General features: G+C 36.0%; 16 protein-coding genes. 13 read left to right on the forward strand and 3 right to left on the reverse strand.

From position 1 onward, the window contains the following. Positions 1-112: 112 nt before the first annotated feature. Both csaB and ACX9TM_RS04655 read left to right on the forward strand, forming a co-directional pair. Entirely contained in the window at positions 113-1,201 is a 1,089-nt protein-coding gene (csaB, locus tag ACX9TM_RS04650) for a polysaccharide pyruvyl transferase CsaB (protein WP_001241591.1), read from the forward strand. Positions 1,202-1,347: 146 nt separating this feature from the next. Next, the gene (locus ACX9TM_RS04655) at positions 1,348-3,210 is read left to right on the forward strand and encodes an S-layer homology domain-containing protein (RefSeq protein ID WP_000847503.1); all 1,863 of its coding nucleotides are present in this window, start codon (positions 1,348-1,350) and stop codon (positions 3,208-3,210) included. 46 nt (positions 3,211-3,256) lie between these two features. On the opposite strand, the gene ACX9TM_RS04660 is transcribed toward ACX9TM_RS04655, so the two are convergent. Further along, positions 3,257-4,651: an O-antigen ligase family protein gene (locus ACX9TM_RS04660; RefSeq protein ID WP_000247538.1), complete on the reverse strand. Its 1,395-nt coding sequence runs from the start codon at positions 4,649-4,651 to the stop codon at positions 3,257-3,259. Positions 4,652-4,953: 302 nt separating this feature from the next. On the opposite strand from ACX9TM_RS04660, the gene ACX9TM_RS04665 reads away from it, so the two are divergent. The 3 genes from ACX9TM_RS04665 to ACX9TM_RS04675 all read left to right on the forward strand — a co-directional run bounded on the left by ACX9TM_RS04665 (position 4,954) and on the right by ACX9TM_RS04675 (position 6,549). Beyond that, positions 4,954-5,766, forward strand: a complete 813-nt coding sequence (locus tag ACX9TM_RS04665) for an enoyl-CoA hydratase (RefSeq protein WP_001999174.1) — start codon at positions 4,954-4,956, stop codon at positions 5,764-5,766. Between the two features lie 121 nt (positions 5,767-5,887). Beyond that, positions 5,888-6,205 carry a hypothetical protein gene (locus ACX9TM_RS04670; RefSeq protein WP_000738198.1) on the forward strand — a complete coding sequence of 106 codons (318 nt, stop codon included), beginning with the start codon at positions 5,888-5,890 and terminating at the stop codon, positions 6,203-6,205. A gap of 17 nt (positions 6,206-6,222) precedes the next feature. Further along, positions 6,223-6,549, forward strand: a complete 327-nt coding sequence (locus ACX9TM_RS04675) for a nucleoside triphosphate pyrophosphohydrolase (RefSeq protein WP_001277350.1) — start codon at positions 6,223-6,225, stop codon at positions 6,547-6,549. Between the two features lie 21 nt (positions 6,550-6,570). Here ACX9TM_RS04675 and ACX9TM_RS04680 read toward each other — a convergent pair whose 3' ends face one another. Further along, positions 6,571-6,750 carry a hypothetical protein gene (locus ACX9TM_RS04680; RefSeq protein WP_001027085.1) on the reverse strand — a complete coding sequence of 60 codons (180 nt, stop codon included), beginning with the start codon at positions 6,748-6,750 and terminating at the stop codon, positions 6,571-6,573. Positions 6,751-6,876: 126 nt separating this feature from the next. Between ACX9TM_RS04680 and ACX9TM_RS04685 the strand changes: the two genes are divergently transcribed. The 3 genes from ACX9TM_RS04685 (at position 6,877) to ACX9TM_RS04695 (ending at position 11,016) form a co-directional block, all read left to right on the forward strand. Next, entirely contained in the window at positions 6,877-7,926 is a 1,050-nt protein-coding gene (locus ACX9TM_RS04685; protein WP_063535748.1) for a M42 family metallopeptidase, read from the forward strand. Positions 7,927-8,316: 390 nt separating this feature from the next. Next, entirely contained in the window at positions 8,317-9,909 is a 1,593-nt protein-coding gene (locus tag ACX9TM_RS04690; RefSeq protein ID WP_065382140.1) for an N-acetylmuramoyl-L-alanine amidase, read from the forward strand. 153 nt (positions 9,910-10,062) lie between these two features. Beyond that, a complete protein-coding gene (locus tag ACX9TM_RS04695) occupies positions 10,063-11,016 on the forward strand; it encodes a TRM11 family SAM-dependent methyltransferase (protein ID WP_001059321.1) in 954 nt (317 codons plus the stop codon). 164 nt (positions 11,017-11,180) lie between these two features. On the opposite strand, the gene ACX9TM_RS04700 is transcribed toward ACX9TM_RS04695, so the two are convergent. Then, complete coding sequence (locus tag ACX9TM_RS04700) at positions 11,181-11,411, reverse strand: YflJ family protein (RefSeq protein ID WP_139256965.1); 231 nt, start codon at positions 11,409-11,411, stop codon at positions 11,181-11,183. 208 nt (positions 11,412-11,619) lie between these two features. Here ACX9TM_RS04700 and ACX9TM_RS04705 point away from each other — a divergent pair, with 208 nt between their 5' ends. The 5 genes from ACX9TM_RS04705 (at position 11,620) to ACX9TM_RS04725 (ending at position 17,433) form a co-directional block, all read left to right on the forward strand. Then, positions 11,620-12,624, forward strand: coding sequence for a proline racemase family protein (locus ACX9TM_RS04705; protein WP_017674479.1), 1,005 nt, complete (start codon positions 11,620-11,622; stop codon positions 12,622-12,624). Positions 12,625-12,643: 19 nt separating this feature from the next. Next, the gene (locus ACX9TM_RS04710; RefSeq protein WP_065211942.1) at positions 12,644-13,621 is read left to right on the forward strand and encodes an ornithine cyclodeaminase family protein; all 978 of its coding nucleotides are present in this window, start codon (positions 12,644-12,646) and stop codon (positions 13,619-13,621) included. Positions 13,622-13,982: 361 nt separating this feature from the next. After that, positions 13,983-15,569, forward strand: coding sequence for an ABC transporter substrate-binding protein (locus ACX9TM_RS04715; RefSeq protein WP_033695771.1), 1,587 nt, complete (start codon positions 13,983-13,985; stop codon positions 15,567-15,569). 55 nt (positions 15,570-15,624) lie between these two features. Continuing rightward, positions 15,625-16,575 (forward strand): ABC transporter permease, encoded by a 951-nt coding sequence (locus ACX9TM_RS04720; RefSeq protein ID WP_000278778.1) that lies wholly within the window; start codon positions 15,625-15,627, stop codon positions 16,573-16,575. Positions 16,576-16,581: 6 nt separating this feature from the next. Further along, on the forward strand, positions 16,582-17,433 hold the full coding sequence (locus tag ACX9TM_RS04725; protein WP_065382228.1) for an ABC transporter permease: 852 nt from the start codon (positions 16,582-16,584) through the stop codon (positions 17,431-17,433). The last annotated feature ends 13 nt before the right edge of the window (positions 17,434-17,446 follow it).

Below are 17,446 nucleotides of genomic sequence, written 5' to 3' on the forward strand. Positions count from 1 at the left end.
TATGAACTGATAAAGAGGAAACTATGTAGGGTATCAAGTGTTTAGGTAAGGAATGGGTACTAGTTTATGTTAGATGAAATAAACGGTTACCTAGTTTTGGAGGAGATTTAGGGTGCGTTTAGTCTTATCAGGATATTATGGTTTTTATAATGTTGGAGACGAGGCGATTCTACAATCAATTATTGAATCGTTAAGTAAAGAGAACCCGGATATAGAACTAGTAGTACTATCAAATGATTCTAAATATACAAAGGAAATGTATGGTGTAGAATCGGTAGATCGCTGGGATATAAAAGCTGTTTATCATGCAATCAAAAACAGTGATGGAGTTATTAGCGGTGGCGGGAGCCTTCTTCAAGATCAGACAAGTACGAAGAGTATTCTATATTATACGGGTATTATGGGACTCGCTCGATTATTAAAAAAGCCGTATTATATTTATTCACAAGGAATAGGTCCAATTACAAAAGGATATAATCGTCTATTAGTAAAATGGAACTTGTCAAAAGCTTCCTATGTATCAGTTCGAGATGAGGATTCGTTTTTATATTTAAAAGAACTTGGCATAAAAAACGATATTGAAATTGTTCCAGACCCTGTTTTAACATGGAAACGGACAAAACAATCGGATTGGTTGCAAAAGCATTCGATACATGGAAAAGTAATCGCGGTTAGTGTGCGTTATTGGAATGCAAAAGAAGATTATATAAAAAAATTAGCTGCGGCATTAAAAAAATTAAAGCAAGAAGGATACCAAATTCTATTTGTTCCAATGCATGAGCCATTTGATCAAAAAGCTTCGCGTGAAGTAGTAGACTTAATGGGAGAAGAGACGTATATGCTTCCATATAAAATGGATATCGATGAGAAAATATTCATTTTATCACAATGTTCATTACTAATTGGTATGCGTCTTCATGCACTAGTTTTTTCTGCTGTAGCCAAAACTCCAATGGTCGGGATTTCATATGATCCGAAAATTGATTCGTTTTTAAGTCAAGTGAATCAGCCAGTTATAGGAAGTGTGGATGGCGAATGGAGTGCTGAATATTTATATGAAATTGCGAAAAAGCAATTAATGCAACAAGGAACTGTGCAGCAAGAGTTACAATTGACAATAGATGAGCTTCGGTTGCAAGGCAAACAGGCAACAAAGAAACTCATTGATCATATGGAAAAAGGCACTTTATTAAAAAAGTAAAGTGTCTTTTATTTTGTTTTGAATGTAATGAAAATTCAAATTAAAAAACGTTTTATTTTAATTCCTATTTATTATGCTAAAATGATTGTGATTATTATATAATCAAATTTGTGATAATAAATTCGTAGATTACGAGGAGGATAACCTTGAAGACTTTTTCAAAAGGTATAACAGCAGTGGCATTAACGGGATCATTACTTTTAACTCCTATTTCAAGTTATGCGGCAAATGATGATATTACAGGACATATGTTTGAGACGAATATGCGCTCACTTATTACTAAAGGAGTTTTAATGGGGTATGGGGACAATGTATATGCGCCTGATAAATTAGTAACAAGAGCAGAGTTTGCTACATTCATAGCAAGGGCTTTAAATTTACCGAAAGCTGATTCGAATTTCGAGGATGTGCCGAAGACTTACGGTTTATATGATGGTGTAAGTAGAGCATATGGAGCGAAAATTATTAATGGTCGTACGAACGAGACATTCTCACCAAATGATGTGATTACACGTGAAGAAATGTCGATCATGGTAAAGCGAGCGTTAGACTATAAAAATATTAAAGTAGCTGTAAGTCCGCTTACCTTTACTGACAAAGATAGTATTAACTATAAAGAGCATGTGCAAGTTATGGTGGCTACTCAAATTATTAAAGGGTATCCAGAAGATAATACATTTAGACCACATTTATCAGCTACAAGAGGGATGGCTTCAGCTATGTTGGATCGCATGCTTCAGACGATTGAAAAAAACGGAAATAGCAATCCTGTAGAAACTAAGAAATATGTTGTGACAAATGTAAGAGAAAACGGAACAGAGCAAGAAGTAGAGCGCTATAATACGTATAAAGAAGCGGTTACGGCTGCTCAAAATAAAGGTATGAATGCGGTAAAATACGAGAACGAATTTTTATGGATTAAAGATGGTTTTGCAAGTGCGAAAAGAATAACTGGGCAAAACATCATTAATATTTATGATGAGAATTTAGCAACAGTATATACGTATATTCAGTATGGAACAGAATTGAAAGTGTTAGAAGTTGGCGAAGATCGTGTGAAAGTTCAACTTTCTGGTTTGACAGGTTATGTGAAGAAGAATGAAATCACTTTAATTCCTACCAATGAAATGAAACAGTCGTCTTATTATGTGAAATCAGATGGATATTTATACCATAAATATTATACATATAATACAAGTTCACCTGGATATACAGAATTTAGATATGGTGTGGCACCTTCTTTCATGAAGCAAGGACAGCAAATGTATAGTGTAGATGGAAAGACATTCGGAGACGAAACTTTCTATCAATATTTCAATTATTTATCATTACGTTCGAAAACAGATTATACAGCTGAACAACTAGATAGTTATGTGAAATCGATTAAGCCAGACTCTCCATTAATTGGTTTAGGAAAGAAATTTAAAGAAGTAGAAAGCAAGTATAATGTAAATGCATTATTCTTATATTCATTAGCAATTCATGAAAGTTATTATGGAACAAGCGCTCTTGCAAAAGACAAAAATAATTTATTTGGTTTAAAAGCAACAGACGATAGCCCATATGGTAACGGGGAAGCATTTAATTCAAAAGAAGATTGTATTGAACATGCAGCAAAATTATACATGAATGAAGGATATTTAAATCCAGGACATTGGCGTTATACAGCAACATATACAGGTGATAAAGCTGCTGGTTTAAATGCGAAATATGCATCTGATGCGAACTGGGGTAAAAAAGTAGCGGGGCATATGAACCGTTTTGATTCTTATTTAGGTAAAAAAGAATACAACAAGTACAAACTTGCACGTGTGATGAATAACGTGGAAGTGAAAAAGAATCCTAGTATATCAAATGAGCGACTGTATCGTTTAAATACAAATGTAGTTGTCACAGTTACTGGTGAAGAAATAATAAATGGAAAAGCGTGGGTTAAAGTTATTTCAGATAATCCTACTGTAACAGAAGCGTATATTGCAAAAGAAAGCTTAGAATACGTAAAACATTAATTAAATAAAAAAGAAGGTGCTACTAATATTTCGTAGCACCTTCTTTCTATTCAATTTCAAAATCAACAATGATATAAGCGAGAATAACAACGAAGAAAATACTAACGGCTGGCGCTGTTAATACGTGGCCAGACATAAAGCCAATGCCAAGTGACAGAATGAGTGTGCTCGCTAATAGCATATACTTTACGGTCATGATTTTCTTAAAGTTTGTGATCATGCGGATGAATAATGTAATACCAAAGTATAGAAGTGGTATTAAGTAAATAAGGAAACCGACAATTCCAAATGCGAAAAATAGGTCATGGAAGTCCATTTCAATTAATTTAATTTTATCTGTGTAGTTACCAGCGTAACCCATTCCGAATAGTTTTTGTGAAAGCGGTGCGTCTTTATAGTACTGTTTGTATGTTTTTAAGAATTTGTCGCGATCGCTGTAAATTAAACTTTTTACTTCAGAATCTGTAAGTTCACCTTTTGCATGTTTTTTTGCATCTTCTGGATCTTCTTTAATTACTTTTCCTTCTTTTCGATCTTTCTCTTCTTGTACTGATTTTTTGTATTCGTATATTTGCATGTGAATGCCCATATTTTTTGCGATAGGAGTATGCGGTGTAAGAACAATTAAACCTCCTAGTATAACAGCGGCAACAACGGTATTTACAATATGTGTGAATCCTTTTCCTTCTTTTTTACGATTTATCATGTACTCAATGAATGAGAAGAAAAGTGCTACGCCTAATGTAATAACAATTGCGCCATATCCGACTTTCGTTCCGACCATAATACTTGCATACATCGCAAGTATTGTTGGAATCCAGTAATATATTTTCGAGAAAGAAGTTGTTTTATGAATCGAATATAAGACAATGATTGGGAACATAATGGCGAAAAGAGAACTTAAATCATTTCCAGCGAAGAACCAACCTCTTGAACCGACTTTTGAGTGAGGATAGCTTGGGAAATCCGTTCCAGTTTGCATTGCGACAATCATTGTGATGCTTAAAATTAAAGTTGCATATAAGAAATATGTAATGATTTTATGAAATACATACTCTTTATTTTTTAGCTCTTTAAAGGCGATAATATATCCAAACAGTAGCACAATTGGATATACGCTCTTTAAAATAAATTTAACTTCTTCTCCAAATGAAACTGGAGATTTAACCATCATATTATTTACAAGACCGATTGCGAGTGCGATTCCGAGTAAACATAAATAGAGGATGTACTTTTTCGCATCTTGTTGTTTGTGATGAAGAAGTAGGTATCCTAATGCAAGAAGCATAAAGGCGAAACGGACTACAACTCCAACTGTTGCGCTCATGTGTAGTATATAGATTGAAAAAGATGTTAATAAATCTAAAATTGGTTGAAACACAATGAATAGCAATAGGAAATGTGGGAAGTAGTTATCCGTTTGTTTCAACTTATTAACCATATGTTCCTCCAGTTCTTCATTCCTTTATTACAACACCCAAAAGATGGGTATAAAGCCTTTTTTATATAGTAAGGCGAATGAATTTCAATATTTGTTTTTTTATCAAACTTAAGAATACACCATTTCATTGTAATGGTAAATAGATGAAAAGCATGGATAAACCGACTTTAATTTCTATATTTTTCAACGGAATTGTATGTTTTATACGGTATATGTACAAATTGTGAGATTATTAGACAGAAAATTGAGAAAAAAAGAAGGATTTTTCAATGGTTCTCTATAATTATATAAGTATAATCTTTATGGAGAAAAGAGGGGTATATATAATGGAAATAACAAGTAAAACAGAATCTGTCGTTGTGAAATATGAAGGCCACGTTGCAACGGTTATGGTCAATCGCCCAGAGGTGTTAAATGCGTTAGATGAGCCGACCTTAAAAGAGTTATTACAAAAGTTGAAAGAAGTAGCGGAAAGTTCTGCGCATATCGTTGTGTTATGCGGGAACGGCCGTGGTTTTTCTGCGGGTGGGGATATTAAATCGATGCTTTCAAGTAATGATGAAAGTAAGTTTGATGGTATTATGAATACCATTTCTGAAGTTGTCGTGACGTTATATACGATGCCAAAGCTTGTTATTAGTGCAATTCATGGACCAACTGCAGGTCTTGGGTTAAGTATTGCGTTAACAGCTGATTATGTAATGGCGGATATATCATCTGTTATTGCGATGAACTTTATTGGAATCGCTTTAATTCCAGATGGAGGCGGTCATTTCTTCCTTCAAAAGCGCGTTGGTGAAAATATGACGAAGCAAATTATTTGGGAAGGTAAGAAATTATCAGCGACAGAAGCGCTTGATATCGGCTTAATTGATGAAGTAATCGGCGAAGATTTCCAAACGGCTGTGAAGCAAAAAATTAATGAATGGTCACAAAAACCGATTAAAGCAATGATTCAAACGAAGCAAATTTTATGTGAAGTAAATCGCTCTAATTTAGAGCAAACATTGCAATTAGAAAAGCGTGGTCAATATGCAATGAGACAAACAGCGGATCATAAAGAAGGTATTGCTGCGTTTTTAGAGAAACGTTTACCAGCATTTAAAGGGGAATAAAGTGAAGTGAGGATTTTGTCCATTCCTCACTGATTATTAGCTCGTTAATTCGGGATAAAGGGGAGAAAGTGCTAACACATTTTAGTATAATTGTGTTAGCACTTTTTTTAAGGAGTAATACATGAAGAAAATGATCGGTGTTATCACTATTATTTTGCTTACATATTCTGCTTTGCATAGTACACCATCTTTGGCAGTTCGGACTGCGTTGTTTTTTGAGGGACATCCAAGTGTTGCATTTTCTGACGGGGTGACGAAAGAAAAAGATGTGAAAAAAGAAGCGATTCCAGATGAGTATCAAACTCTATATGGTAAGGACGAAGACTTAGAGCACTATTTCTTTCCACATGTAAGAGCACATGGATCAGGAATTGATATGTTAAGTGCGTGCGTGAAGAAAAAATGGTTTTTCTATAAAGCAGAGCTCGGATGTTATTAAATATAGGAGGATGAATGATGTCAGCATATAACAAGTTAGTAAGAGATCGTGTTCCAGAGAAGATTTTAATGTCTGGAAAAACGTATACAGCACAAAAATTAACAGGTCAAGCATACATACAAGCTTTAGCGAAAATTGGAACGGAAGAAATTCGTGAATTTGCTTCTATGAAAGAACGCGAACATGCACTAGATTCTCTTGCAGATGCGCTAGAGGTTATCATTTCATTAGCGCGTGCAGAAGGTGCATCGATTGAAGATGTGGAACGCCTTCGTAAGCAAAAAGAGATAGAACGCGGTGGATTTGAAAGAGGGATTTATTTATTAGATGTTTCAGAAGAATAGTTTTATAGGAAAAGCATAGCGTTACTGAGTAACGCTATGCTTTCTTGTTGCAATGAAGCTAATAATGAAGAAGATAGCTGTTAATATCCAGCCGATTGTAATAGAAGTAGTAGTATGAATGGCATAAGAGATTTGTAAACAAAATAATGATGCTAAAAACCAAATGAGTGCAATGTGTATATATTTTTTTGATATATTCATATTTTATAACTCCTTTTATATACTAAAAAGAATTTTACTACAATTTAGAAAATTAAGCTATATAAGTAGAGGTTTTCTGGTGAATTTTGTATACTGAATAGTAGAGAAAAAGAGGAGGAAACGACAATGGCACATCATGCGAAAGAAACGATGGAACTGATTAAGGAGCTTGTCTCTATTCCAAGTCCATCTGGAAATACAGCAAAAATTATTAATTTCATTGAAAACTATGTCAGTGAGTGGAACGTAGAAACGAAACGTAATAATAAGGGAGCTCTTATTTTAACGGTAAAAGGGAAGAATGATGCGCAGCACCGCTTATTAACGGCACACGTTGATACGTTAGGTGCGATGGTGAAAGAAATTAAGCCTGATGGTCGCCTGAGTCTTTCTATGATTGGTGGATTTCGCTGGAACTCTGTAGAAGGGGAATATTGCGAAATTGAAACATCAAGTGGCAAGACGTATACAGGAACGATTTTAATGCATCAAACATCTGTACATGTATATAAAGATGCAGGTGAAGCAAAACGCGATGAGAAAAATATTGAAGTTCGTATTGATGAGCGCGTATTTTCAGCTGATGAAGTACGCGAATTAGGAATTGAAGTAGGAGACTTCGTTTCATTTGATCCGCGCGTTCAAATTACAGAGAGTGGATACATAAAATCACGTCATTTAGATGACAAAGTAAGTGTTGCGATTTTATTAAAATTAATTAAAAGATTACAAGATGAAAACGTAACATTACCATATACGACGCATTTCTTAATTTCTAATAATGAAGAGATTGGATACGGTGGTAACTCTAACATTCCAGAAGAAACTGTTGAATACTTAGCAGTTGATATGGGAGCGTTAGGTGATGGACAAACATCTGATGAATATACAGTATCTATTTGTGCAAAAGACTCTAGCGGCCCGTATCATTACGCACTGCGTAAACATTTAGTAGAGCTTGCGAAAACGAATCATATTGAATATAAAGTAGATATTTATCCATACTACGGATCTGATGCATCAGCTGCGATTCGCGCGGGATTTGATGTGAAACACGCTTTAATTGGAGCGGGTATTGATTCTTCTCACGCATTTGAACGTACACATGAAAGTTCTATTGCGCATACAGAAGCATTAGTGTATGCATATGTAATGTCTAATTTAATTGAAGAATAATTTCATAGATAATAGAGAGCTGATTAAAGATATTATTTTTAATCAGCTTTTTATTTGGCAAAGCGATTAGGAGACATGTTCTAATCGCTTTTTTATCCCGCTATTTGCCGAGTAGTAAGACCCCTACCTCAAAATTCAGCGAAAGCAAAAAAGTTAGATGGGGACCGGGCTGCCTGTAAAAGCCCGATTGGTGAGGGCTGATTAAAGTTTTTTTATATACATTCATTATAAGTTATATATATGCGATTTTTGTTATACGGCCGGAAACGTATTTACTATAGATATATAATGTTATACACTATGAAAGGAATTAATTAATAGTTAATATTTTTTAGTTAGCTTGATTAAAAATTGTATGAATATGAAGTTTTGAGAGGAGATTTATTTTTCATGAAGTACAAAGCAATAGCCGCAGGTTTATTAGCAGCAAATTTACTAGCACATCCAATTAGTAGTTTAGCAGAAACGAAGAAATTTCCTGATGTTTCAGATAGTGCGTGGTCGAAAGACGCAATTTATTATTTAGTAGAGAGAAATGTAATTAACGGTATGCCAGATGGTAACTTTATGCCATACGGAAATTTAACACGTGCCCAGGCAGCAAAGATTATCGCAACAGCAATTGGTGCTAAAGTAGATCCAATTGCAAAGCCGTCTTATAATGATGCAAAAAATAGTTGGGCAGCTTCATTTATTGCAGCCATGGAAAAAGAGAATATTATTAAAGGGCGAGAACCAGGAGTATTTGATCCTGAAGGAAAAGTAACTCGTGCTGAAATGGCAGCTATGCTTGTAAGAGCATATAATCTGAAAAGCAAAGTAACAGGACCAGTTCCTACAAAATTCGCTGATTTAGAGAATCATTGGGGTAAAGAAGAAGTTAATATTTTAGTAGAATTAAAACTTTCTTTAGGTACAGAGAATGGCTGGAAACCGAATGATTCTATTACGCGTGAACAAGCAGCTCAGCTTACTGCGCAAACAGATAAATTTAGCAAGAATAGTGATCGTCCAGTAGAAACAAAGAAAATGTACATAGATAGAAAATTCATTACATATCACGCACCATCATTAAGTTCTGGGATTAGTGCGAATCAGCATAATCCACAAACGGTAGAAATTAAAGAAGAACGAGATGGATGGATCAAAATTGCAACAAGTAACGGTGATAAATGGACACCTTTAGTAGAGAAAACAGAAGTTATTAATGAAGGATTCACTACTTATGCAGAAGCTTCTTCTTCGTCAAAAGTAATGGGAACACATAACGCACAGCAAGTAACTGTTATTGAAGAGAACGGCAGCTGGATTCGTATCCGCATGGGCGCTGGTTTCCAATGGGTTAATAAAAATCAATTAAATCCAGTGAAGCAAGGGAATTTCTTAGAAGGAAAAGCGATTATCATTGATCCAGGTCATGGTGGAGTTGATCCAGGGCATTCTGGTGTGAAAATGGATGAAAGTGCTATTGTATTAGATACATCTTTACGTGTACAAAAACTATTTGAACAAAAGACACCATTTACTGTTTTATTAACACGTAATGATGATACGCGTCCGGGAAATACTCCTGGTGAATCTTTGAAAAAACGTGTAGAATTTGCACAAGAAAATAAAGGTGATATTTTCGTAAGTATTCATGCAAACGGGTTTAATGAACAAGTAGAAGGAACAGAAACGTTCTACTACAGATCGGCAACAAATCCAAACTCAGAAGAAAGCCGTGTACTAGCAGAAAAAGTACAAAAACGTTTAGTACAAGCACTTCAATCAAATGATAGAGGTGTAAAGACAGAAAACTTCTATGTAGTGAAATACAATACAATGCCTGCTATTTTAGCTGAACTAGGTTTCATCGATGCTAAAGGTGAAGGTGAAAAACTAGCTACTGAAGAATGGAGACAACGTGCAGCGGAAGCGATTTATCAAGGCATTTTAGATTACTATGAAGAAATGGGTAACAACGTGTCTTCTTTCCGTTAATAAATAATAAGAGATTGCCATTGGCAGTCTCTTTTATTTATTAACGTTTCTCTTTATTTCCGGCATATGATATCATTTAATTTTATATACAAAAGAAAAGTATTTGAGTAATTGTAATCATAACAATTTTAAACGATAGAGGATGATAATAGATTGAATAATCATAGTAAAACACCTGCCTGTATATATACGTATGCATTTCGTGAGGAGGAGCGTGCTTTATGTTACTTGGAAATGCGCTCGTTCTTTGGAATGGAGTCCCACGTTAATATTTTAAAAAGTGATGTCAAGATTGACCCGAGTAGAAGTGCGTTTATGAAAGAGCGCGTTGAGGTTATGTATGAAGGGGACGACTTAGAAAGCATTTTAAAACAAGTGGAACAAATTGATTTGGCGGGAGCGACATTTAAAGTTATCTTCGTTAAAATCAATGACCTCGTTGGGGAGAATAAAATTGAATATGGAGAAAGACGTCTTATTGAACGAGACCTTGGCATGCATATTGAAGGAGAAGCGGATGTTCGTAATCCAGAGCGTGTATTCGGGATTGTTCCTCTTGGAGGACGCTGGTACTTCGGGCACTATGTAGAAAGCGAACCAGTTTGGTATCATCACATAAAAAAACCGCATAGTTATTCGACATCTCTTAGCACACGTGTTGCGAGATCAGTTGCAAATATCGCTGTACCAAATCCAGAGGGAGTACGAGCAATTGACCCGTGCTGCGGTATTGGAACAGTAGTAGTAGAAGCACTTTCTATGGGGATTAACATCGTTGGTAGAGATATAAATCCACTTGTAGTTCTTGGAACAAGAAAAAACATCGCACATTTCGGATTTGAAGGAACAGTAACAAAAGGTCCAATCGAGGAAATTACTGAGAACTACGACGTTGCCATTATCGATATGCCGTATGACTTATTTACGCATGCCACACCAGAAGACCAGCTCTCCATTCTTTCAAGTGCACGCCGCATCGCGAAAAAAGTAGTCGTTGTCACGATGGAAACAATGGATGACATGATCCATGAAGCAGGATTTGAAATTACAGATCGCTGTATTACAAGAAAAGGATCATTTACTAGACAAATTCTTGTTTGTGAATAGAAAGAGAAAGGTCACCCGTTTGGGTGACCTTTTTCTATTGTAGTTTGATGTGTGATTGGTTGGTGGTGTAGATAGATGAATTAGCGGAATTTGTCGGTAAGTCGATATTCCATGGCAAATCGCCGATATATTCCGAGAATCGTCGATAGCGTTACATTAGAATGTTACTGTTCTTTTAATTTTTCTTGTTGTGCGATTAATAAATTGCGTAATATGTGTCCGCGGTAACTTTCTAGTTTTCTTCCTTCATGATAGCGCACACCTAATTTTTTTAGTTCAGCTACGTACCAGCCCTTTGTTCCGTAATACATGGGATCACTTCCTTTTTGCTTTTGAACAGTATATGTTGGGGAGCGAAGTAACTTTACATTGAAAATAATAATGATAAAAGGAATTTTGCATGTGTGTACCAGTGAAATTGCAAAGTTATCGAGGTGTTTTATAACGTAACGTCCAAGCCGTGTATAAAAAAGTAGACAGTTGTATATGAATTTGTTGAAAAAAGAATACACATTACTGAGGGGATTTGAAAAAAGTAATGCTATACGATTTGGCATGATACTTGCGTTGGAAATAGTATCAACGTATAGGGGAGAGATAGAAATGAAGGTTAGTAAAATATATACAACGATTGATGCACACGTAGCTGGGGAACCACTTCGAATTATTACGGGCGGAGTGCCAGAAATAAAAGGAGAAACGCAGCTGGAAAGACGCGCCTACTGCATGGAACATTTGGATTACCTTCGTGAAATTCTGATGTATGAACCGAGAGGGCATCACGGAATGTACGGTTGTATCATTACACCGCCAGCAAGTGCCCACGCTGATTTTGGTGTGTTATTTATGCACAATGAAGGATGGAGTACGATGTGTGGTCATGGCATTATCGCTGTTATTACAGTTGGAATTGAAACAGGCATGTTGGAAGTAAAGGGTGAAAAACAAAAGTTCATTATTGATAGCCCAGCCGGAGAAGTTATTGCGTATGCAAAATATAACGGGAGTGAAGTAGAATCTGTATCATTTGAAAATGTTCCTTCATTTGTATACAAAAAAGACGTTCCTATTAAAATAGATAACTATGAATTTCAAGTAGATATCGCGTTTGGAGGAGCATTTTACGCTGTTGTAGACTGTAAAGAATTTGGTTTGAAAGTTGATTTCAAAGATTTATCTGCTATTCAAATGTGGGGCGGTAAAATTAAACATTATATAGAGAGCAAAATGGAAGTGAAACATCCACTTGAAGAAGGATTGAAAGGAATATACGGTGTTATTTTCTCAGATGATCCGAAAGAGAAAGATGCAACTTTACGAAATGTAACAATCTTTGCTGATGGGCAAGTAGATCGTTCTCCTTGCGGTACAGGAACTTCCGCAAGAATCGCAACTCTTTTTGGAAAAGATGCTTTACAAAAGGGAGAAATTTTCGTCCATGAATGCATTACTGACGGGAAATTCGAGGGGGAAGTATTGTCGGTAACCGCAGTAGATACATATGAAGCTGTCGTTCCAAAAGTAACGGGGAATGCCTTTATTACAGGATTTCATCAGTTCGTTGTAGATCCGAGAGATGATTTGAATCGAGGATTTTTGTTAGGATAAGAGGAGGGGGTGGAAAGATATGCTTGTCATAAGCGCGAACGAACAAAGAAACTTAGTAAATATGAATGAAGTTATTGAATACGCGGCGCTTGCTTTAAAAGAATTTTCCGCAGAAAGAACGATTACACCAATAAGAGGCTCATTACCATTTGCGAACGAGCAAAATACGGCATTAATTATGCCTTCAGTAGCGGAAGGACTTGAGGCATTTGGAGTAAAAATAGTAACGGTAGTCCCGCAAAATAAACAGATAGGAAAGAAAACGATCAATGGGATTGTGATGCTATCAGACTTTCAAACGGGAGAACCGCTCGCACTTCTAGAAGGATCGTACTTAACGATGATCCGAACGGGCGCCTTATCAGGAGTAGCGACAAAATATTTAGCTCGTCATAACGCAAAAACTTTATGCATTATCGGCACGGGTGAACAAGCGAAAGGAATTGCCGAAGCAATATTTGCGGTTAGAGATATCGAAAAAGTCATCTTATACAATCGCACAGAAGAAAAAGCGTATGCATTTGCGCAATATATACAAGAGAAATTTGGTAAACCTGCTTACGTTTACAAGGATCCAAATGAAGCAGTACGTGAAGCAGACATCATCGTGACAACTACGAACGCAACCACACCAGTCTTCTCAGAAATCTTGCAAAAAGGCGTCCACGTAAACGCCGTCGGCTCATTCAGACCGAGCATGCAAGAACTACCCTCACATGCCATAGCTAAAGCAAACAAAGTAGTAGTCGAATCAAAAGAAGCAGCACTAGACGAAACAGGAGACCTTCAAGTTCCGATAAAAGAAGGTCTATTCAAAGCAAACGCCATTCACGCTGAACTTGGTCAAATTATAAGCGGAGAAAAAGCTGGGCGCGAAAATGATGAAGAGATTACTATTTTCAAATCAGTTGGTTTGGCGGTAGTAGATATTATCGTTGCGAAGTATTTGTATGAGAGAGCGTTGGAGCAAGGGGTAGGGAATAAGATTGAGTTTTGAGACTGCCTTTTGGTGGTCTTTTTTTCAATTCATCAAATGTCATGATAACCTCCTAAATGTGTTTTTTGTCTTTAATCCCATTCTACATTTTCGATCATATAAAATAATCATTTTAGAGGGATTTTCTGTAAGTTGATAGTTTTTTAACTCATTTTATGAGGCTACTTATTCGTGGTCTTTTTATTTTCTCCTCCGCATAAATATGGTTTATCGCAAGAATGCATTAATAGATTACAAACTTTCTACCTTTGCGAAAAAGTTTGACTTTATATAAGGGTAGTGGTAATTTAAAACCTATAAGAAAACTCGGTATTAATTCCGAGTTTTCTTATAGGTGTAAATAGTCGAGAGGGGTCGAAATATGAAGAAGAAGTTGTTTGTATTACCATTTGTCCTACTATTATTTATTGCATTAGCTGCTTGTTCAGGGGAAAAAGATTCGAAGCAAGCGGGCACTAGTAAATCAGGGACTCCGAAAGATGGAGGAACGTTAACGATTGGTGTTAGCGATAATCCAGATACGATGAATCCGCTTTATGCGAATGATCGTGTGTCATTAACTGTGCAGCAGGCTTTATATGCGCCGCTATATCATATGGAAAACGGTAAGAAAAAGTTTGTTCTTGCTGAGAGCTTTACGCCTTCAGAAGATCAATTAACTTGGACACTGAAGTTAAAAGATAATTTGAAATGGCATGATGGTAAGAAAATTACATCAGACGATATAGCATTTACATTCCAATCTATTTTGGATGAGAAGCAAAATAGCTCAAGTCGTGAAAACTTTATTTTTAAAGGAAAGCCGCTTGAGGTGAAAAAGGTAGATGAGTTAACAACTCAATTCGTTTTACCACAAGTAAGCGCATCTTTTGAAGGTGTGATGAATGATTTCTTCCCAATTCCGAAACATGTATTTGAAGGGGAAGCAGATTTAGCGAAGAGTAAGAAAAACTTACAGCCTGTAGGTTCAGGACCGTTTAAGTTTAAAGAGTATAAATCAGATGAGTACGTTGCATTAGATCGATTTGATGATTATGTAGGTGGGAAAGCTAAATTAGACTCTATCGTATACCGTGTTGTAAAAGACCGTAATACAGCAAATGTTTCACTGCAAAATGGTCAAATCAACATGAAGATGATTGAGCCGCAAGACTTTAAGAAACTAGATAGCACTGGGAACTTCTCAATGGTGACATTCCCTGAAGGTAGATTATTCTACTTATCTTATAACATGAATACGGAGCTTATGAAGAAAAAAGAAGTGCGCCAAGCAATTGCGCATGCGTTAGATAAGAAAGAAATGATTAACTCAGCATTCGTTTCAGGTGAATTTGCAGAACCAGCAAATTCAATCTTAACGCCAGACGCTATGTATTATGCGAAAGATATTAAAGAGTATAAGTATGATAAAAAAGAAGCGAAAGATTTATTAGCAAAAGCTGGCGTGAAAGATAAAGAAAAAGTACGCGTGATGTATGTAACGAATAATAAAATTATGGAAAGCTTAGCGTTATATACACAACAAAAATTAAAAGAAGTTGGCTTAGAAGTTGAACTAAATGCATTAGATGCTAGTGCGGCAAGTGAAAAAGGCTTAGATAAAGAGAATAAAGAATATGATATTACATTTGGTGGTTACATAATGGGACCTGAGCCAGATTCATATAAGAGCTTATTCTTAAGTAATGCTGAATACAATTATGCACGATATAAAAACGCTGATTTCGATAAGTTATGGGAAGAAGCTGCAGTTGAAACAGATAAAACAAAACGCGCAGAGCTATACCATAAAATTCAAGAGACAGCGAGAGAAGACGTACCTTATCTACCAATCGCGTATCCGAAAGCAGTTATTGCAGTAGATAAAAAGTTTGATGGATTAAAAGAAGCGAAAGCAATTCCTGTCACAATGTTTGAAGATCTATCTAAGATTTATGAAGTGAAATAAGAAACAATAAAGAAGCTGGTGGAAATCAGCTTCTTTAGCTTGAGGGGGGAAGTTTGTGTATAAAGTAATTGCGAAGAGGCTTTTAAATGCAATTCCGCTTTTATTTGTTATTTCTATTATTTCTTTTCTATTAATAAAACTAGCACCGGGGGATCCGGTTCGAAACTTTGTAACGCCAAATATGAGTCCAATTGATGTGGAGCGTATTCGCAAAAGTTTAGGACTAGATCAACCAATTTACGTGCAGTATTTTTTATGGTTAAAAAACATTTTAACAGGAAACTTTGGTTACTCACTTCAAAATCATCGTCCTGTTTTGGAACTTATCACAGAAAGATTACCTGCAACAATTGGGTTAATGGGATCATCTTTACTCGTCTCATTCGTAATCGCAATACCGCTTGGACTATTTACAGGTGTGAAAAAGAATTCATTCTTTGACCGCATTGTAAACTTTATTTCATACGTTGGTATTTCTATGCCGGTTTTCTGGTTTGCACTACTATTAGTCTACTTATTCTCTTTAAAATTGAACCTACTTCCGAGTATGGGTATGCGCACCGTTGGTAAAGACTCTGTCTGGGATATTGTGCAACACGGCATTTTACCTTGCATGGTGTTAGCGTTCCAAAACGTATCTGTTTATATGAGATATATTCGTTCAAGTACGATTCAGCAATTAGAAGAAGAATATGTACAAATTCAATATGCGTACGGCGCTTCAAAGAAAACGGTTTTATTTAATCACGTACTTCGAAATGTATTAATACCGATCATTACAATTTTCGGATTATCGATTCCAAGTTTAGTAGGCGGAGCGTTTATTACGGAAACAGTATTTTCATGGCCGGGTCTTGGTTCACTTGGGGTAAATGCTATTTTTAGATTTGATTATCCGATTATCATGGCAATTACATTACTATCATCATTCATGTTAATTCTCGGTAACTTAATTGCTGATATTTTATATGGCGTAGTAGATCCGCGCATTCGAATGAGGGGGTGATTTGGAATGAATAATAGGAGATTTCAAACGATAAAACATAGCTTTACGAAAAATAAGTTTGTTGCAATGGGAGTTATTATACTTGCGATTTTAACGGTCGCATCAATTTTCGCATTCGTGTCGCCGTACGATCCTAGCAAAATGTCGATTCCAGATCGCTTACAAGAACCGAGTATGAGTCATCCTTTCGGAACGGATGATTACGGAAGGGATTACTTAACGAGAGCGTTATATGGCGGACGAGTTTCACTTGCGGTCGGTTTCCTTGCGATGGTTGTTTCTATTACAATCGGGACCGCAGTCGGAACAATTAGCGGATATTTTGGAGGAAAGTTAGACAACTTTTTAATGCGAGTTGTTGAAGTGCTTATGTCAATTCCATCATTCTTTTTAATGCTACTATTAAATGCGTATTTAAAACCAGGAATTACGACGTTAGTTCTTATTATCGGATTACTAACATGGATGGACACCGCCCGTATTGTAAGGGCAGAAACGTTATCTGTAAAAGAGCGTGAGTACGTTTTATACGCAAAAGTATCAGGACAAAAATCATTTATGATTATTGTAAGACATATTATTCCTAACATTTTATCAACCATTATTATCGCCGCGACATTAACGATTGCGACATCGATTTTAATGGAATCATCACTTAGTTTCTTAGGTTTAGGTATTAGAGAACCAGATTCTTCTTGGGGCAGCATGCTAAACAATGCGCAAGGATATATTGGTGAAGCTTGGTATTTAACGCTCTTCCCAGGATTCCTTATCCTTTTAACGGTACTTAGTTTTAACGTAATTGGTGAAGCGTTGAAGAAAGCTTTCGCACCAAAAGGAGCCGGACATGAAAACTAAAGTGTTAAGTGAA

This window comes from Bacillus sp. LH1 (genome assembly GCF_057924895.1).